We start from the raw sequence: 16,636 nt of genomic DNA on the forward strand, positions 1-16,636 counted from the left end.
CACCTCATTGCAAGATTTAACCCGCCAGAATTTCGCACTTGAGCACGCCGGGGCTGTTGACCACATCGCCCAGCACCTCCTCAATGGAGCGGCGCAGGGCGGAGGTCTGAGCGGTCATGGTGACGACGGCGCAGCCGTTGACGGGGATGTTCTGGTTGATGGTCAGAATGTTGACCCCCGTGCCGGCAAAGACATTCAGCGCGGCGGAGAGAATGCCCGGCTCATCCTTGAGCAGAATCTGGAAGGTGACAATCCGTCCGTGGAGCATGTCATTGAAGGGGCGTACCGTGTCCTTGTACTTGTAGAACGCGCTGCGGCTGATACCCACCGCGCGGGCTGCGGCGTTGACCGTGGTCGCCTCACCGGTGTCCAGCAGACGCTTGGCTTCTGCCACTTTCAGGAAGATTTCCGGCATAGCCGAGGCCTCGATGATAAAGTATTTCGTGGGGATACTCATGGGCGGCCCTCCTTGTTCTGCCAACCTGTCCACGCTGCAAAGGCATTTGTTCTTGTGACATGGCATATTGTAACACAGAGAATCCCCGGTTGCAACGGAAAATTGCTTGGGGGAATGGTGAAAATTGGGGAAATTCACCGGCGGATCTCCGTCATTTTATACATAGGCGCGGCGCGGGGGCAGAAAAAACCGCCGCCTCCGGGTTCAACGGAGGCGGCGGAGTGAGCGATTATAGTGTCAGCGCTGACGGACATCCTGAGAGCCAGGGGTAGACTGGGAGCCCGAGCCGGAGGATTCACCGGAGGAGGAGCTTCCGGAACCGGAGGAGCTGTCTCCGCCGCTGCCGGAGCCGTCCGGATTCGTAGGATCGGTGGGATCAGTGGGATCCACAGGCTGTTCCGGATCGGTAGGATCGGGATCCACCACGGCGGGGGTGGTGTGAACCGTACAGGTGCCATAGCTCTCCACCACGCTCAGACGGTACATGTTGTCCTGAGCGGTTGCCGAGCCCACCTGGTTCCGATCATAGTTGGGCAGGCAGATCTGCTTCTGGCTTTCCACGGGGCAGTAGGGACCGGCAATGTGGTAGAGGCCGGTCTCGTTTCCGTTGGCATCCAGAATGGGGCAGTCCGTACACACCGTCACCACGCTGTCGGCGGTGTGTACGGTGCATACGCCGGTGGGAGCATCGCCCTGGAAGACGCTGTCCCGGCCCACACGGTTTCCACGGGGATCCATGGAGCAGTACTCGGTGGGCAGAAGTCCGCTGTCCAGACAGTAGTCCACGGTGGTCAGGCCGGAGGGAACATCGAACTTCTTGTTTTCCAGCCCGTCGTGAATCTTGGTCATGACCTTGTTCCACAGGATCAGGGCGGGGTTGCCGCTGGTGCTCATCTTCTCATTCTTCTCATAGCCCGTCCAGACGGCGGCGGTGTAGTAGGGCGTGTAGCCCACGAACCAGCGGTCGTAGTTGTCCGTGGTCGTACCGGTCTTACCGGCGGCAGACATGCCGGGGATGTCATAGCCCTTACCGGTGCCGCTGTCCAGTACGTCGGAGAGCATGGAGTTGATATAGTAAGCGGTGGTGTCCTTGATGGCTACTTCCTTCTGAGGCTCGTTTTCCAGCAGGACCACTTCCTCACCGTCCACCAGCTGGGTCACCTTGGTGTAGGTGCGGGAATAGGTGTAAATGCCGTTGCTGGGGAAGGTGGCATAGGCCTCGGCCATATCCCGGGTGGAGACACCGTTGGTAAGGCCGCCCAAAGCCAGAGGAGAGATATCAATGTCGCTGCTGATTTTGCCGTTGACCTCCAGGGCTTCCACCAGATCGATGTGGTACTTCTCCTCCATAAACTTGAAACTTTCCTGGGGGGTGACCATGTCGGCCAGAATACGCACGGCAATGGTGTTGACCGAGCGGGCCAGACCGCTGCGCACGGTGGTGAGACCGCGGTAGCTGGCGGCGCCGGAGTTGGTGGGCCAGGCACGGCCGCCCAGCTCCTGGTAGGGATAGTCATCAATGATGGTGATGGGGGAAATACGGCCCATCTCCAAAGCGGGAGAGTAGACAGACAGCGGCTTGATGGAAGAACCGGGCTGCCGCTGAGCCGTGTTGGCGTAGTTGGTGAGCAGATTGCCCTCCTTCTCGCCGAACTGGCCCACAATGGCCACAATATCTCCCGTACTGTTATCAATAATGGTAATGGAGGACTGCATATCCTGCCCGCTCTTGGAGGTGTAGTTCAGATTTTCACGGTTGGTGTAAATCTCCTCCGCCGCGGCCTGGACGTCAGGGTCCAGGCAGGTGTAGATGCGCAGGCCGCCGCGGGCCAGCATCTGGGAGATGCGCTGGTCCGACCACTTGAGCTTTTCCGACAGATCCTTCTTGACGTCGGCCAGAACCGTTTCCTCGTACCAGGAATAGATCTCCTGGGGGGAGTCTTCCCCTTCACCCTGGACAAAGACCAGCTCCTGGGCCACGGCCTCGTCGTACTCCTCCTGGGTGATCATCTTCTGCTCCAGCATCTGGCCGAGCACGATCTCCTGGCGGTATTTGTTGTACTGCCGGGCAGTCCAGGTTTCGGTGCCGTCAGGGCTGGGCATTTTGGCGTCGGAGTAGGGGCTGTACTTGGAGGGGTTGTTGGTAATGCCGATGAGGCTGGCGCACTCAGCTAGCGTCAGCTCGCTGACCGGCTTGCCGAAGTATTTTAAGGAGGCGGAGCCCACACCGTCACAGCCGCTGCCCAGAGGAATGACGTTGAGGTAGTAGGTGATGGTGTCCTCCTTGGAATTGTTCTGGGTAAAGCGCAGAGCACGGACGATCTCGGTGATTTTCCGCTTTACCGTCGTCTCATTGTAGCCGGTGATGTTTTTGATCAGCTGCTGGGTAATGGTGGAGCCGCCCTGAATATCGCCGCCGGTAAACATGGACAGCACCGCCTTGCTGGTACGCAGCCAGTCCACGCCGGAGTGCGTCCAGAAGCGCTTGTCCTCGATGGCCACTGCGGCGTTGATGAGATCCTTGGGCATGTCTTCATAGTCCACCCAGATAGAGCTTGTGGTGTTGAGCAGGGTGGTCATTTCCTTGTACTCCCCGGTTTCCTTGTCCTGGTAGTACATGACGCTGTTCTCGCCCAGGGGGTAGTCATCCATGCTCAGATCGGCGATGGGGAAGATGACGGTTTTGATGTATACCGCCGCGAAACAGCAAAGAATGGCGCTGGTGCAAAGTCCGATGAGCAGCAGGGTGCCCAGCACCTTTCCCACGGTGTGCAGGGTGCTGTTCCGACGCTTCCGGGTGCGGCGGGGGCGCCGCTCGCTCTGTCTGGGGGCCTGGCGCCGGGAGGGGTACTCGCTGTTTTCATAGAGCGAATTGGAATGGTTGTTGTGATTCTGGTCAGACACGTTGTTACCTCCGAACAGTGGGCGGCAGGGCCGCTCACCGGTGGTCGATGGGGTTTCAAAGGGACAACCGGAAACCCGGTTTTTTTCGCCGTCCCGGGATGGGAAGCAAAAAAACACAACTAACATTATAACAGATTTTACCCATTTGTCCACCATAAAAGCCAGTGGCGGCCAGGGGTTGAGGGATCTGTCCGCAGGTGCGGGGAAAATTTACAGGAAGGTACTATTGCATTTTTTCCTGTGTCGGGGTACAATAGACCCAGCAAAGGATAGAACAATGACCTGGAGGTACCCAATCTATGAGCGAAGCCTTTGGCCCTGATTTTATTACCGTCACCGACGAGGACGGCAACGAGTTTGAGCTGGAGCTCATCGATACCCTGGAGCATGAGGGCGTAACCTATTACGCCATGTTCCCCGCCGTGGCGGAAAATGAGGAGACCGGTGAGCCGGTGGACGTGGACGCCGACGATGAGGAGTACGGCCTGGTCATTATGAAGGGAATCGAGGAGAACGGAGAGGAAATCCTGTCCACTCTGGACTCTGACGAGGAACTGGATACCATTTATAACCTCTTCATGGAGCGCTTTTTCGAGGAAGAGGACGAAGAGTAAGGAAAAATCTCCGGTGTGTTTCCTGCTCGGTGCGTGATGGGCTCTTTTAAACCCACATTTTTTAAACGGGACGCCCCCTCACGGCGCGGCTTGCAGGCCTCCCGGCCCCCTTATGAGGTCAGCTGGAAGTTGGAAGCAGAAAAACGTCGTGGAGGCGACCCACCTGCCATCTCGTGCAGGTTTTAAACGGGTCCACACGGCCAGAGCGGGGGATAGAAAACACATTGGGATCTGGGCCGCGGCAGAAATGCCGCGGTCTTTTTTTGCCCGAACAGGGCATAATACCCTTTCGGAATCATGAATAAACTGTAAAAGAGGAGGTTTTCTCCCCCTGCGGCACTTGCAAGGAGGGGCAGTTTTTAGTATAATACCCCAAGTACGGCTCCGCCATTTCCGGACAGAACGTGCGTCGTTGGGCGCCGGGGGCGGGGAATTTTTATCTAGAACGAGAGGACTGAACGAAACCGTGAGTGCATCCAGAGAGAAGAAGACCCGTCAGGACGAGGTCATCCAGGGGCCCACGTCCCGGGAGCAGAAGCGGCAGCAGGAGGCCAAGGAGGCCCGGCGCAGCAAGGTTCTGTATACCGTGGTGGGCGTGGTGTGCGCCGTCGTGGCGGTTGCCGTTATTGTTTGGAACACCGGCGTGCTGCCCCGCACCATGACCGCGGTGACCATCAACGGAGAAAACTACACCGCCGTGGACGTGCAGTATTACTTCAATACTACCCGCAACAATCTGCTGAATCAGTATTACAGCTATGTGGGCATGACCCCCTTTGATACCGGCACCTCCACCAAGGACCAGATTTATGACGAGGAGAGCGGCCAGACCTGGTATGATTACCTGATGGAGCAGACCATGGAGAGCATGCGCCGCAACGCCGCTCTGGTGGACAAGGCCGAGGCGGAGGGCTACACCATGTCCCAGGAGGCCCAGGATGACCTGAACAGCTACCTGGAGAGCCTGGAGACCGCCTGGGTTGGTACCACCTACACCAGCCGGGACGCCTATATTCGGGCCTACTACGGTTCCTACCTCAGCTATAACCGCCTCGTGGAGCTGCTGACCCAGGATGCGCTGGCCAGCGACTATGCGCAGCACACCTATGACGGCTTCACCTACACCGATGAGGATTACGAGGCCTATTACAAGGAGAACGCCGCCGATCTGGACAACTATACGTTTACTCAGTTCACCCTCAAGGCCAGCGTGAGCACCACCGATGAGGAGGGCAACACCATTGAGATGACCGACGAGGAGAAGGCGGAGGCCCTGGCGGCGGCTCAGGAGGAGCTGAAGCCTGTGGCTGAGGAGATCAAGGCCAAGCTGGAAGCTGGGGAGGACCCCGCCGCTCTGGCTGAGGAGTATGCCGACCAGCTGTATTCCAGCGGTGTCAACACGGTTTCTGCGGGTAGCAGCCTGAGCAGCCAGTACGGCGATTGGCTCAAGGACAGCGCCCGCCAGGCCGGTGACGTGACCCTGGTGGAGAACAACAGCTCCGATACCACCACTTACTACTATGTGGTCCAGTTTGAGAGCCGTGCCCGCGACGACGGCAATACCGCCAATGTGCGTCACATTCTGGTGAAGGCCGAGGTCAGCGATGGTGCCGAGGCCCCCACCGAGGAGCAGTATGCCGCCGCCGAGACCAAGGCGGAGGAGCTGCTGGAGCAGTGGAAGTCCGGCGAGGCCACCGAGGAGTCCTTCACTGCTCTGGCCAAGGAGAACAGCGACGACACTGCCGTGAGCCAGAACGAGGGCCTGTACTCCAACATTTCCGCTGCATCCAGCTACGTCAAGCCCTTCCTGGACTGGGCGCTTGCTGACCACCAGCCCGGCGACACCGGCATCGTGCGCAGCGATGACAGCCAGGGCTACCACATCATGTACTATGTGAGCAGCGGCGATCCCATCTGGAAGCAGACTGCCGACAGCACGCTGCGCCAGGACGATTACAGCGCCTGGGAAGAGGAGGCTGCCTCCGGCTATGAGGTGACCAACGGCACCGGCCTGAATTTTGTCAACGGCTGATTCCATTTGAAGAAAGAAAACACAGGGCTGTCCCCGCAAAATACGGGGACAGCCCTGTGGATTTTTGGGGAAGCATTTACAAGTGGGGAAAAGTAAGATATACTAAATCAGTTAAAAGAAAAACGGCGTACCAGCCGTTTAATCCGAAAAAATATTGAGGTATTGCATGAAAAAATGGATTTGTATCATCGGCGTATTGGCCCTTCTGGTTTCCCTGACCGCCTGCGGGCAGAAAAACGATGACGCCTCCCAGCCCGAGGAGGGCGGATTGACCCTTCTGGCCACCACCTATCCCGTCTATCTGCTGGCCAGCGCCGTGGCAGACGGTGTGGAGGGTGTGACGGTGGAGCGGCTGAACACCGGCGAGGTGAGCTGCCTTCACGACTACACCCTGTCCGTGGGCGATATGAAGCTCATTGAGGGCGCGGACATTCTGGCCATCAACGGCGTGGGGCTGGAGGACTTTATGGGGGACGCCCTGGCCACAGCCCAGGGGGCGGTTATTGACTGCTCCCAGGGAATTGAGCTGCTGGAGAGCCTGGGCCACAGCCACAGCGACGGGGATGAGGAGGACGACCACAGCGGCCACTACGATCCCCACATCTGGATGGACCCCGACAACGCCATCGCCATGGCCGGCAACCTCTGCCGCGGCCTGAGTGAGGCCGACCCGGACCACGCCCAGACCTATTCCGACAATCTGGCCTCCGTTACCTCACTGGTGGAGAGCTGGGACAGCTCCATGAACGATACGATTCAGGAGGCGGAGCAGAATGGCGGCGTGTCCATCTCCGGCCTTATTACCTTCCACGACGGATTCCAGTATTTTGCCAAAGCCTTTGATCTGCCTCTCCTGGCTGCCATCGAGGAGGAGGAGGGCAGCGAGGCCAGCGCCCAGGTGATCAATGAGACGGTCTCTCTGGTGAAGGAAAAGCAGATTCCCGTCATCTTCACTGAGGTCAACGGATCCGACGCCACCGCCCAGGCCATTGCCCGGGAGACGGGCTGCGCCGTTTCTCAGCTTACCATGCTTATGGACGGGCCGAACGATGGGGAGCTTGCCAACTATCTGGACGGGCTGTCCGCCAATATCAAAGCCATTGTCAACGGGTTTGCCGGAGAAGAGGTAGTTTCATGAGAAAGATCAAGCACGGCAAGCTGGCGGCCGGCTGCGCCGATGCCTGCTGCCTGAAGCTGGAGGGCCTGTCCGTCAACCTCCAGGGGGACTCCATCCTGGAGGATGTGTCCTTCCACCTCCACTGCGGGGAGATTGTGGCGCTCATTGGCCCCAACGGGGCGGGCAAGTCCTCCCTGTTCCGCAGCATTCTGGGGCAGATGCCCTACTCCGGGTCCATCACCTTCTCCCCGGCGGGCGGCCCGGCCATCCGTCTGGCGGACGGAGCGGTCACCGGAGGGGCCCGGCCCCTGGTGGGCTATGTGCCTCAGTCCCCCAGCTTTGACCGGGGGGACCCGGTGAGCGTGCTGGACTTCTTCACCGCCGCTACCGCCCGGTGGCCGGTGTGGCTGCCGGTGCCCAAAAAGTACCGGGAGCGGGCGGCTGCCTGCCTTCAGCGGGTCCACGGGGAAGATCTGCTGGACAAGGCCATGGGCGCCCTGTCCGGCGGCCAGCTGCAGCGGGTGCTGCTGGCCCTGGCCCTGGAGCCGGTGCCCCACATCCTCATTCTGGATGAGCCCCTGTCCGGCGTGGACATTGAGGGCGAGCACCAGCTGCTGGAGATGCTGGACGAGCTGCGCACCGAGTACGACCTGTCCATCTTCCTCTCCACCCACGACTTTGCCACCCTGGGCCAGTTTGCCGACAAGGTGATTCTGCTCAACCGCCAGGTGCTGAAGGTGGGTACCCCGGACGAGGTGCTCTCCTCCCCGGAATTTTACGACACCTTCCACCTGCGGGTGGGGAAGGGAGGCGAGGGCTGATGGAACTCTGGTATTCCCTTGTGGAGCTGCTGCCCTTTGACTGGGCCCAGCCCGGCGGCATGTACTTCATGAAAAACGCCTTGCTGGCGGTGCTGGTCATTTCCCCACTCTTCGGCATCCTGTCCACCATGGTGGTCCACAGCCGCATGTCCTTCTTCTCCGATGCCCTGGGCCACTCCGCCTTCACCGGCATGGCCATCGGTGCCATCTGCGGCTTCTCTGAGCCCACCTGGGCGGCGGTCATCTTCGCCATTTTCTTCGCCCTGCTCTTTAACTTCGTGCGCCGGCGCACCCATCTGGCCAGCGACACGGTTATCGGCGTCTTTTCCTCCACCGCGGTGGCCCTGGGCATTTTCCTCTCCACCCTGGGAGGAAAATCCTTCACCAAGTTCAATAGTCTCCTCATCGGCGACATCCTGTCGGTGGAGCCGGGGAAGATTGCCCTGCTGGCGGCTATCCTGGCCCTCATCGTGGCCCTGTGGTGCCTGTCCTTCAACCAGCTGATGCTCTCCGCGGTCCATCCCGCCCTGGCCAACAGCCGGGGGATCAAGGTGTTCTGGCAGGAGACGGTGTTCTCCGTGGCCATCGCCGTGGTGGTCACCCTGTCCATGACCTGGGTGGGCCTGCTGGTCATCAACTCCCTGCTGGTTCTGCCGGCTGCCGCCGCACGGAACGTGGCCCGGAACATGACCCAGTACCACCTGGTGTCCCTGGTGGGGGCTCTGGCGGCGGGCATTGCGGGTCTCATGACCTCTTACTACATTAACGCCTCCGCCGGCTCGGCCATTACCCTCTATCTGGCCATCTGGTTCTTTTTGTCCTTCCTCTTCCGGAAGCGGGGATAAAAAATCCCCCGTATCCCTTTTCAGGGAATACGGGGGATTTTTAACGTTTTCTTTCTTAGGGGGTGTCAATGTCCACCAGAATGTTGTCGGTGCCGTGCTCCTCAAACTCGGAGATATAGGCGTCGATGCGGCTGGCAAGCTCGGCGTAGTTGCTCTCGTCGATGGGGACGTCATCCATGTCCCGGCGGGCCAGATCCTCGGCTAAAATATCAAAAAAGACGTTGTTTTCATACTCCATAATGGCCTCGTGGATACCGCCTTCCACAAAGGCGCGGGAGGGGACAATCTCCCCCTGATAGAGCTCGGCCAGGGAGGGCATGCCCTCCGCCGCGGCCTTGCCGAAGAGCAGGCTCTCCACTTCGTCGTAGTCCCTAAAGCGCTGGTCGCCTCGGGTGGAGTTCAGAATCCAGTTTCCAATATACACCATGTCCAGCAGACGGCGAAACTGCTTTTTGTTCAATTCCAGGTTCATAAGCGGGACCTCCTTTCCTGGAACAGAAGGGCCTTGGTATTACATATTATAATCGGCGGGCGGGATTTGTCAAATGGGGATGAGAGGGAACGAAGCCAGCCTATGTGGAAAATTTCCCTTGTTTTTCCGGGGAAAATGGCATAAAATAAACAAGATTGGGGAGAAGTCCCTGGAAGAGGCAGTCCCTCTCTTTACAGGGGGGCGGAAACCGTGTATAATACCTCCACCTGCCCGGTTTTCCGGGGGGAATCCACTGTCATGTCGGAGGCGTCTGAATGGAAAAGGACGTTGTTATCTCCATCAAAGGAATACAGAAATATGAGGGCCAGGACTCGGATACCATCGAGCTGGTGACCGAGGGCCGGCTAACCCGGGACGAGGGGGGCTATACCTTGTCGTATCAGGAGAGTGAGCTCACCGGACTGGAGGGCACCCTTACCACCATCCAGGTGGAGGGAGAACAGGTTACCCTCATGCGGGTGGGGGAGGTCAACTCCCAGATGGTCTTCCAGGAGGGCCGCCGCCATCTCTCCATGTATAATACACCTTATGGCGCCATGGCCATCGGGGTGAATACCCGCCATCTGCTGGCCGAGCTGAATGACCAGGGCGGAGACATTGAAATTGACTATGCCATTGAAGTTGACCACGCGATAGCCGGTCGTAATATCTTCCAGATCAAAGTCAAAGAGGCGGAGGGCATCAGCCTGAAGCAGTGAACGAAGCGACGAGAGAGTAGAGAGTAAAGAATAAAGGTGTGATTGCATTGTCAAACATGATTCAGGCCGCCCGGCAGCAGGTGGCCCAGCTGACCCAGCAGGCCTATGAGAAGGCAGCGGAGCAGGGACTTCTGCCCGCCGGTGCCCAGGTGAAGGCCACCATTGAAATTCCCAAGGACACCGCCCACGGGGACTACGCCTCCTCCTTTGCCATGGCGGGGGCCAAGGCCCTGCACATGGCGCCCCGCCAGATTGCCCAGATCATCGTGGACAACCTGGAGCTGGAGGGCAGCTACTTCCAGAAGGTGGAGATCGCCGGTCCCGGCTTCCTGAACTTCACCCTGGGCCCCAAGTGGTTTGGGGACGTGCTCTCCGCCGTGGAGACCGAGGACGGCCAGTACGGCCAGAGCGACGAGGGCCACGGCAAGCGGGTGATGGTGGAATTTGTCTCCGCCAACCCCACCGGTCCCATGCACATGGGCAACGCCCGCGGCGGCGTGCTGGGTGATACCCTGGCCAACGTGCTGAAGCGGGACGGCTGGGACACCTGGAAGGAGTTCTATGTCAACGATGCCGGCAACCAGATCAATAAGTTTGCCGTGTCCATCAACGCCCGGTACATGCAGCTCATTCTGGGGGAGGAGAACTTCCCCTTCCCCGAGGAGGGCTACCACGGGGACGACATCAAGGCGCTGGCTCAGGCCATCTACGATGCCCACGGGGACAGCTGGAAGGACCTGCCCGAGGAGGAGCGCCTCAGCAAGCTGGCTGAGTACGGCCTGTCCGTCAACATCCCCAACATGAAGAGCGACCTGCGCCGCTACGGCATCGAGTATGACCAGTGGTTCTTCGAGTCCTCCCTCCATGAGAGCGGCTATGTGGCTGAGACCGTGGCCCTGCTCACCGACAAGGGCTGGACCTATGAGAAGGACGGGGCCCTGTGGCTCAACACCACCAAGCTTCTCAAGGAGAAGTTCATGCGGGAGGGTAAGACCCAGGAGCAGGTGGACAAGCTGGACCTGAAGGACGACGTCCTCCGCCGCGCCAATGGCTTCTACACCTACTTTGCCGCTGACATCGCCTACCACCGCAACAAGCTGGAGGTGCGCGGCTTCGACCTGGTCATCAACATCTGGGGCGCCGATCACCACGGCCACGTGGCCCGGCTCCAGGCCGCTCTGGACGGACTGGGCCTGGACGGCTCCCACCGTCTGGTGGTGGTGCTCATGCAGCTGGTGAACCTGATGCAGGACGGCAAGCCCGTGCGCATGTCCAAGCGTTCCGGCAAGGCCATCGCCCTCCACGACCTGCTGGATGAGATCAATGTGGACGCCGCCCGGTACTTCTTCAACTCCCGGGCCGCCACCACCCCCCTGGACTTCGACCTGGACCTGGCGGTGCGTCAGGACAGCGAGAACCCGGTGTACTATGTCCAGTACGCCCACGCCCGCATCTGCTCCCTCATTGCCCGTCTGTCTGAGGAGGGGGAGAAGGTGCCCCAGGCCGGGGACGTGGACGCCGCTCTCATGGGCACGGCGGAGGAGCTGGCCCTGATGAAGGCCCTGGCCCAGTTCCCCGAGGAGATCCACCTGGCCGCCCGGGACTTTGACCCCAGCCGCATCAACCGCTACCTGGTGGCCCTGGCGGGAGACTTCCACCGCTTCTACAACGCCTGCCGCATCAAGGGCGAGGAGCAGGGGGTGCTCTCTGCCCGTCTGAAGCTGGCCGACACAGTGCGCGCGGTTCTGGCCAACGGCCTGGGCCTGCTGGGCGTGTCCGCTCCGGAGAAAATGTAACGTAACGTCAAACGCCACGCCCGGCAACGTCGGGCGTGGCGTTTCTGCAAGGAGGTTTCCATGGAACATCGGGACATTGCGGGGGGACTTTCCCGCCTGCTGGAGGGGCGTATACCGGGGCTGATGGATGCCACAGGGCGGTACGCGGTGCTGGTTCCCCTGGTGGAGCGAGAGGACGGCTGGTACCTCCTCTATGAGGTGCGCGCCCGCTCCATGCGCCGCCAGCCGGGAGAGGTGTGCTTCCCCGGGGGAAGGATGGAGAGGGCGGAGAGCCCCGAGGCCTGCGCCCTCCGGGAGATGGAGGAGGAGCTGTCCATCCCGTCCTCGGCGGTGCGCATTCTGGGGCGGCTGGACTTCATTGCCCACCGGGCAAACTTCATCATGTACCCCATCCTGGCCCTGGTAGATGCCCAGGCGGTGGAGCACATGACCCTGAACCCCGGGGAGGTGGACGAGACCTTCCTGGTGCCGGTACGCCATCTGCTGGAGACGGAGCCTCTGGAATACTCCTACCAGCTCATTCCCCAGCCGGCGGAGGGCTTTCCCTACGAACTCATTGGTATTCCCAGGGACTACCGCTGGCAGCCGGGGGGCGAGAACGTCCCCGTCTACCCCTGGGAGGGCCACGCCATTTGGGGCCTTACCGGCCGGATCACCCGGCACCTGGTGTCTCTTCTCCGGGAGATGGGGCGGGAGAGCGGTAAAAATATGTAAAAAAGAGTCCGTTTTGCACTGCAAAACGGACTCTTTTCTTTTATCTCTGGTATTCGAACTCCAAATCGTACATGGACACAATGTCTCCGTCGTGAATGCCCATGGCCTCCAGCTTGTCGAAGAGGCCGGACTGGCGGAGCATCCGGTCGAACCAGTTCCGGGACTCGTAGTCGGAGAAGTTGACGTTGGCGATGAGCCGCTGCAGCCAGGGGGCATCCACCACCCAGGTGTCGTCGAACTTCTGGATGTCCACCTCGCCGGAGGTGTCCACCTCCGGGGGACGCTCCACGTAGGTGGGCTCGTAAACCACCACGGGGGGCAGCTGCTGAAGCTCCTGAGCGGCCTTTTTTACCAGCTCCTTCACGCCCTGGTGGGCGGCGGCGGAGATCTCAAAGAGCTCCATACCCTGTTCCTCCACATGCTTGCGGAGCTTGTCCAGCAGGGAGGGGTCCTCCATGATGTCCACCTTGTTGGCGGCCACAATCATCTTCCGGGAGGAGAGCTCCGGGGAGTACTCCCGCAGCTCGGCGTTGATGGTCTCAAAGTCCTCCACCGGGTCCCGGCCCTCGCTACCGGACACATCCACCACGTGGATCAGCAGGCGGCAGCGGTCGATGTGGCGCAGGAAGTCGTGGCCAAGACCGGCTCCCTCCGCGGCACCCTCAATGATGCCGGGAATGTCGGCCATGACGAAGGACACGCCCTCCTCCACATAGACCACGCCCAGGTTGGGGAAGAGGGTGGTGAAGTGGTAGTTGGCAATCTTGGGCTGGGCACGGCTGACCACGCTGAGGAGGGTGGACTTGCCCACGTTGGGGAAGCCCACCAGACCCACGTCGGCCAGCAGCTTCAGCTCCAGAATCACGTCCCGGCTCTCCCCGGGCAGGCCCGCCTTGGCAAAGCGGGGCACCTGTCGGGTGGGGGTGGCGAAGTGCTTGTTGCCCCAGCCTCCCCGGCCTCCGCGGCAGAGGATGAAGGGGGCGTCGTCGGACATATCCTTGATAATTTCCCGGGTCTCGGCGTCCCGGATGACGGTGCCCCGGGGGACCCGGAGGATGAGATCCTCGCCGTCCTTGCCGGTGCAGCGCTTGCCCTGTCCGTCCATACCGTTGGCGGCCACGTACTTGCGCTTGTAGCGGAAGTCCATGAGGGTGGACATGTGGTCGTTGATTTCCACCACCACGTTGCCGCCCCGGCCGCCGTCGCCGCCGTCAGGGCCTCCCGCGGCCACATATTTTTCACGGTGGAAGGACACCACGCCGTTGCCGCCGTTGCCGGAGCGGACGGTGATGCGGGCGGTATCCACAAAGGGTGAAGCCATAGGCGCCTCCTTACAATTTCTTAAAACTCAAACAGATTGAGCCCCACCTGGTCGCTGAACTTCCGGCCCACCTGGCCGTCCCACACCTGGAGGAAGAGCTCCAGCGTGGCACTGATGACGGCGGAGGTGAGGTGGCCGGCGTGTACCTGACCGGTGACGGGGTTTCCGATGGTGATGTGGAGGTGGAGATAGGGCTCCCCCTCCTTGCGGGTGACGCTGCCCACCAGGGCGGAAATTTCGTAGTCCCCCTGGTAGCGCTGAGAGTAGTATTGCTTCTCAGCGGTGTTGAAAATACCGATGGTCACATCGTTGGCCGCACCGATGGCGGAGACAGAGGCCAGCTGGATGTTCTCGTCGGCCACCAGACGGGTGAGGGAGGACACGATTTCCTCGCCCGGATCCAGGCGCAGCACATAGCCCTGAGGAAATTTGCGGTATTCCATCATGTAAACCCCTTTCCAGTGAAAACAGAAGCCGCAAACGGCACTTCGTTTGCGGCTTCCTGTCAGCAAAATTACTGCGCGATCTCCATCTCAACAATGGAAACCTGCTTGCGGTCCTTACCCAGACGCTCAAACTTGACCTTGCCGGACTTGAGCGCGAACAGGGTGTCGTCGCTGCCCTTGCCCACGTTGACACCGGGGTGAATGTGGGTGCCGCGCTGGCGGACCAGGATGTTGCCGGCCAGAACGAACTGACCGTCGCCCCGCTTCACGCCCAGGCGCTTGGCCTCGGAATCACGGCCGTTACGGGTGGAACCAACGCCCTTTTTGTGGGCGAAAAACTGCAAACCGATATTCAGCATAACTTACACCTCCAAGACAGAAATATAGTCGGGATACTCCTCGGCCAGCTGGACAAAGTGAACCATCAGAGCGGCCAGAAGGGTCTGGCAGGTGCTCTCGTTGGTCTGTCCCAGGTGGTTGGGGAGCTTGAGGGTGATGGATGCGTCCTTCTCCCGCACCTTCACCGAGGCCTCCAGGCCCAGCACGTCGTTGACGGCGCACTCGACCAGACGGACGGCGCTGGTGACGGCGGCGCAGACGATGTCCTCGCCCTCGGGGGCGTAGCCGCTGTGGCCCTCAACCTGAAAGCCAACAATTCGACTGCCCTCGGAATGAAAGGTTACGGTGGTCATCAGGCCTTGATGGCGCCGATCTGGACCTTGGTGTAGGGCTGACGATGGCCCTGACGCTTGCGGTAGCCCTTCTTGGGGGTGTACTTGAAGATGCGGATCTTCTTGCCCTTGCCGTTTTTCACGACAGTGGCCTCCACGCTGGCGCCCTCCACGGTGGGAGCGCCGAAGGTGGCCTTGTCCCCGTCCAGGATAGCCAGAACCTGATCGAAGGTGATGGTCTGGCCGGCCTCGGCCTCCAGCTTCTCGATGAACAGAGTGTCGCCCTCCGCCACCTTGTACTGCTTGCCGCCGGTTACGATGATTGCGTTCATGATATTCAACTCCTTCATTACGGGCTCGCTCTCCTGGGAGGGAGTTGCCTCCACTTGCTGTCCCACTCAAAGCGGCTTTGATATTTTACCAAGCATCTGCCCCTATGTCAATAGAAAAACGGAGAATTTCCAGAGGAAAATGAAAAAATCCGGGAATTCAGGGGACCAGCGCCAGAGCGGCGTCCAGAATCTCACCGGCGGCCGCCTCCTTGGACATGAGGGGCAGCTCCCGGGCGCCGGCGGCGGTAATGAGGGTGATGACATTGGTGTCGGTGCCGAAGCCCGCCCCGGCCACCTTCAGGTTGTTGGCGCAGATCATGTCCACCTTCTTTTTCTCCAGCTTGGCGGCGCTGTTTTCCAGCATGTCCCGGGTTTCCATGGAGAAGCCGCAGATGACCTGGCCCGCCCGGCGGTGGGCGCCCAGGTGCTGGAGAATGTCGGTGGTGCGCTTCAGGGGGATGGACAGGTCCCCATCCTTCTTTTTCATCTTGTCGTCGCTGTATCCGGCGGGGGTGTAGTCGGCCACGGCGGCCGCCTTGAAGATGAAGTCGGCCCACTCCTGGCGCTGAGACACTGCCTCAAACATGTCCTGGGCGGAAACCACGGGAACCACATCCACAAAGGGCGGGGGCTCCAGGGCGGTGGGGCCGGTAACCAGGGTGACCTCAGCTCCCCGAAGCATAGCCACCCGGGCGATGGCGTAGCCCATCTTGCCGGTGGAGTGGTTGGTGAGGTAGCGCACCGGGTCCAGGGCCTCCTGGGTGGGGCCGGCGGTGACCAGCACGTGGCGGCCCTCCAGGTCGTGGGGCAGGGCCAGATGGCGGAGAATGTGGTCCACCAGCTGCTGGGGCTCAGGCATCCGGCCGGGGCCAACCGCCCCGCAGGCCAGGTGTCCGGAGCCGGGGGCAATGACCTCCCAGCCGTAGCGGCGCAGAATGTCCAGGTTGTCCTGGGTCACCTGGTTTTCATACATGTGGGTGTTCATGGCCGGGGCGATGAGCTTGGGGCAGGTGCAGGCCAGCACGGTGGTGGTGAGCATGTCGTCTGCCAGACCGTGGGCCAGCTTGGCGCACACGTTGGCGGTGGCGGGGGCAATGATCACAAGGTCGGTGCGGTCGGCCAGGGCGATGTGCTCCACCTGGTGGCTGAAATTCCGGTCAAAGGTGTCCACCATGCACCGCCGCCCGGTGAGCTGCTCAAAGGTGAGGGGGGCAATGAACTGGGTGGCGTTTTTGGTCATGACCACCTCCACGTTGGCGTGGAGCTTCACCAGGGCAGAGGCCAGATAGGCGGCCTTGTAGGCGGCAATGCCGCCGGTGACGCCCAGAAGGACGGTTTTTCCCTTCAGCATAATGGTAATCCCTCCCGGCCGGGG

17 protein-coding genes and 1 other RNA gene are annotated in these 16,636 nt (G+C 60.6%); 9 read left to right on the forward strand and 9 right to left on the reverse strand.

From position 1 onward, the window contains the following. Nucleotides 1-16 precede the first annotated feature (16 nt). Both AC3YUO_RS05105 and AC3YUO_RS05110 read right to left on the reverse strand, forming a co-directional pair. A complete protein-coding gene (locus AC3YUO_RS05105; protein ID WP_489961962.1) occupies nt 17-457 on the reverse strand; it encodes an ACT domain-containing protein in 441 nt (146 codons plus the stop codon). Between the two features lie 237 nt (nt 458-694). After that, nucleotides 695-3,361 (reverse strand): transglycosylase domain-containing protein, encoded by a 2,667-nt coding sequence (locus AC3YUO_RS05110; protein WP_489961963.1) that lies wholly within the window; start codon nt 3,359-3,361, stop codon nt 695-697. 299 nt (nt 3,362-3,660) lie between these two features. On the opposite strand from AC3YUO_RS05110, the gene AC3YUO_RS05115 reads away from it, so the two are divergent. The 6 genes from AC3YUO_RS05115 to AC3YUO_RS05140 all read left to right on the forward strand — a co-directional run bounded on the left by AC3YUO_RS05115 (nt 3,661) and on the right by AC3YUO_RS05140 (nt 8,790). Beyond that, nucleotides 3,661-3,975: a DUF1292 domain-containing protein gene (locus AC3YUO_RS05115; RefSeq protein WP_489961964.1), complete on the forward strand. Its 315-nt coding sequence runs from the start codon at nt 3,661-3,663 to the stop codon at nt 3,973-3,975. A 16-nt stretch (nt 3,976-3,991) separates the two neighbouring features. After that, nucleotides 3,992-4,191: non-coding RNA, 6S RNA (gene ssrS, locus AC3YUO_RS05120), on the forward strand. Nucleotides 4,192-4,441: 250 nt separating this feature from the next. Next, complete coding sequence (locus tag AC3YUO_RS05125) at nt 4,442-6,007, forward strand: peptidylprolyl isomerase (protein WP_489961965.1); 1,566 nt, start codon at nt 4,442-4,444, stop codon at nt 6,005-6,007. 166 nt (nt 6,008-6,173) lie between these two features. Further along, a complete protein-coding gene (locus AC3YUO_RS05130; RefSeq protein ID WP_489961966.1) occupies nt 6,174-7,145 on the forward strand; it encodes a metal ABC transporter substrate-binding protein in 972 nt (323 codons plus the stop codon). Further along, entirely contained in the window at nt 7,142-7,945 is an 804-nt protein-coding gene (locus tag AC3YUO_RS05135) for a metal ABC transporter ATP-binding protein (protein WP_489961967.1), read from the forward strand. Before AC3YUO_RS05130 ends, AC3YUO_RS05135 begins: the two co-directional genes overlap by 4 nt. Beyond that, entirely contained in the window at nt 7,945-8,790 is an 846-nt protein-coding gene (locus AC3YUO_RS05140) for a metal ABC transporter permease (RefSeq protein ID WP_489961968.1), read from the forward strand. The genes AC3YUO_RS05135 and AC3YUO_RS05140 overlap by 1 nt, the downstream gene beginning before the upstream one ends. Before the next feature lie 55 nt (nt 8,791-8,845). On the opposite strand, the gene AC3YUO_RS05145 is transcribed toward AC3YUO_RS05140, so the two are convergent. After that, nucleotides 8,846-9,262: a hypothetical protein gene (locus AC3YUO_RS05145; protein ID WP_489961969.1), complete on the reverse strand. Its 417-nt coding sequence runs from the start codon at nt 9,260-9,262 to the stop codon at nt 8,846-8,848. A 275-nt stretch (nt 9,263-9,537) separates the two neighbouring features. Here AC3YUO_RS05145 and AC3YUO_RS05150 point away from each other — a divergent pair, with 275 nt between their 5' ends. Genes AC3YUO_RS05150 through AC3YUO_RS05160 form a run of 3 tightly spaced genes read left to right on the forward strand, consistent with a single transcriptional unit; the run spans nt 9,538 to nt 12,491 of the window. Continuing rightward, complete coding sequence (locus tag AC3YUO_RS05150) at nt 9,538-9,981, forward strand: YwiB family protein (protein ID WP_489961970.1); 444 nt, start codon at nt 9,538-9,540, stop codon at nt 9,979-9,981. Between the two features lie 47 nt (nt 9,982-10,028). After that, nucleotides 10,029-11,777 (forward strand): arginine--tRNA ligase, encoded by a 1,749-nt coding sequence (gene argS / locus AC3YUO_RS05155; RefSeq protein WP_489961971.1) that lies wholly within the window; start codon nt 10,029-10,031, stop codon nt 11,775-11,777. Between the two features lie 60 nt (nt 11,778-11,837). Beyond that, complete coding sequence (locus AC3YUO_RS05160; RefSeq protein WP_489961972.1) at nt 11,838-12,491, forward strand: NUDIX hydrolase; 654 nt, start codon at nt 11,838-11,840, stop codon at nt 12,489-12,491. A 40-nt stretch (nt 12,492-12,531) separates the two neighbouring features. Here the strand turns inward: AC3YUO_RS05160 and obgE are convergent, their stop codons facing one another. From obgE to coaBC, 6 genes are all read right to left on the reverse strand, one after another. After that, nucleotides 12,532-13,812, reverse strand: coding sequence for a GTPase ObgE (gene obgE / locus AC3YUO_RS05165; protein WP_489961973.1), 1,281 nt, complete (start codon nt 13,810-13,812; stop codon nt 12,532-12,534). 20 nt (nt 13,813-13,832) lie between these two features. After that, nucleotides 13,833-14,258 (reverse strand): PPC domain-containing DNA-binding protein, encoded by a 426-nt coding sequence (locus AC3YUO_RS05170; RefSeq protein WP_489961974.1) that lies wholly within the window; start codon nt 14,256-14,258, stop codon nt 13,833-13,835. 68 nt (nt 14,259-14,326) lie between these two features. After that, nucleotides 14,327-14,617 carry a 50S ribosomal protein L27 gene (gene rpmA / locus AC3YUO_RS05175; protein WP_087392784.1) on the reverse strand — a complete coding sequence of 97 codons (291 nt, stop codon included), beginning with the start codon at nt 14,615-14,617 and terminating at the stop codon, nt 14,327-14,329. 3 nt (nt 14,618-14,620) lie between these two features. Then, nucleotides 14,621-14,950, reverse strand: coding sequence for a ribosomal-processing cysteine protease Prp (locus AC3YUO_RS05180; protein ID WP_489961975.1), 330 nt, complete (start codon nt 14,948-14,950; stop codon nt 14,621-14,623). Next, nucleotides 14,950-15,261: a 50S ribosomal protein L21 gene (gene rplU, locus AC3YUO_RS05185; RefSeq protein ID WP_118641493.1), complete on the reverse strand. Its 312-nt coding sequence runs from the start codon at nt 15,259-15,261 to the stop codon at nt 14,950-14,952. Before rplU ends, AC3YUO_RS05180 begins: the two co-directional genes overlap by 1 nt. A 157-nt stretch (nt 15,262-15,418) precedes the next feature. Next, on the reverse strand, nt 15,419-16,612 hold the full coding sequence (gene coaBC, locus AC3YUO_RS05190) for a bifunctional phosphopantothenoylcysteine decarboxylase/phosphopantothenate--cysteine ligase CoaBC (protein ID WP_489961976.1): 1,194 nt from the start codon (nt 16,610-16,612) through the stop codon (nt 15,419-15,421). Between the last annotated feature and the right edge of the window lie 24 nt (nt 16,613-16,636).

Source organism: Pseudoflavonifractor sp. HNCC25GI2, assembly GCF_058136395.1.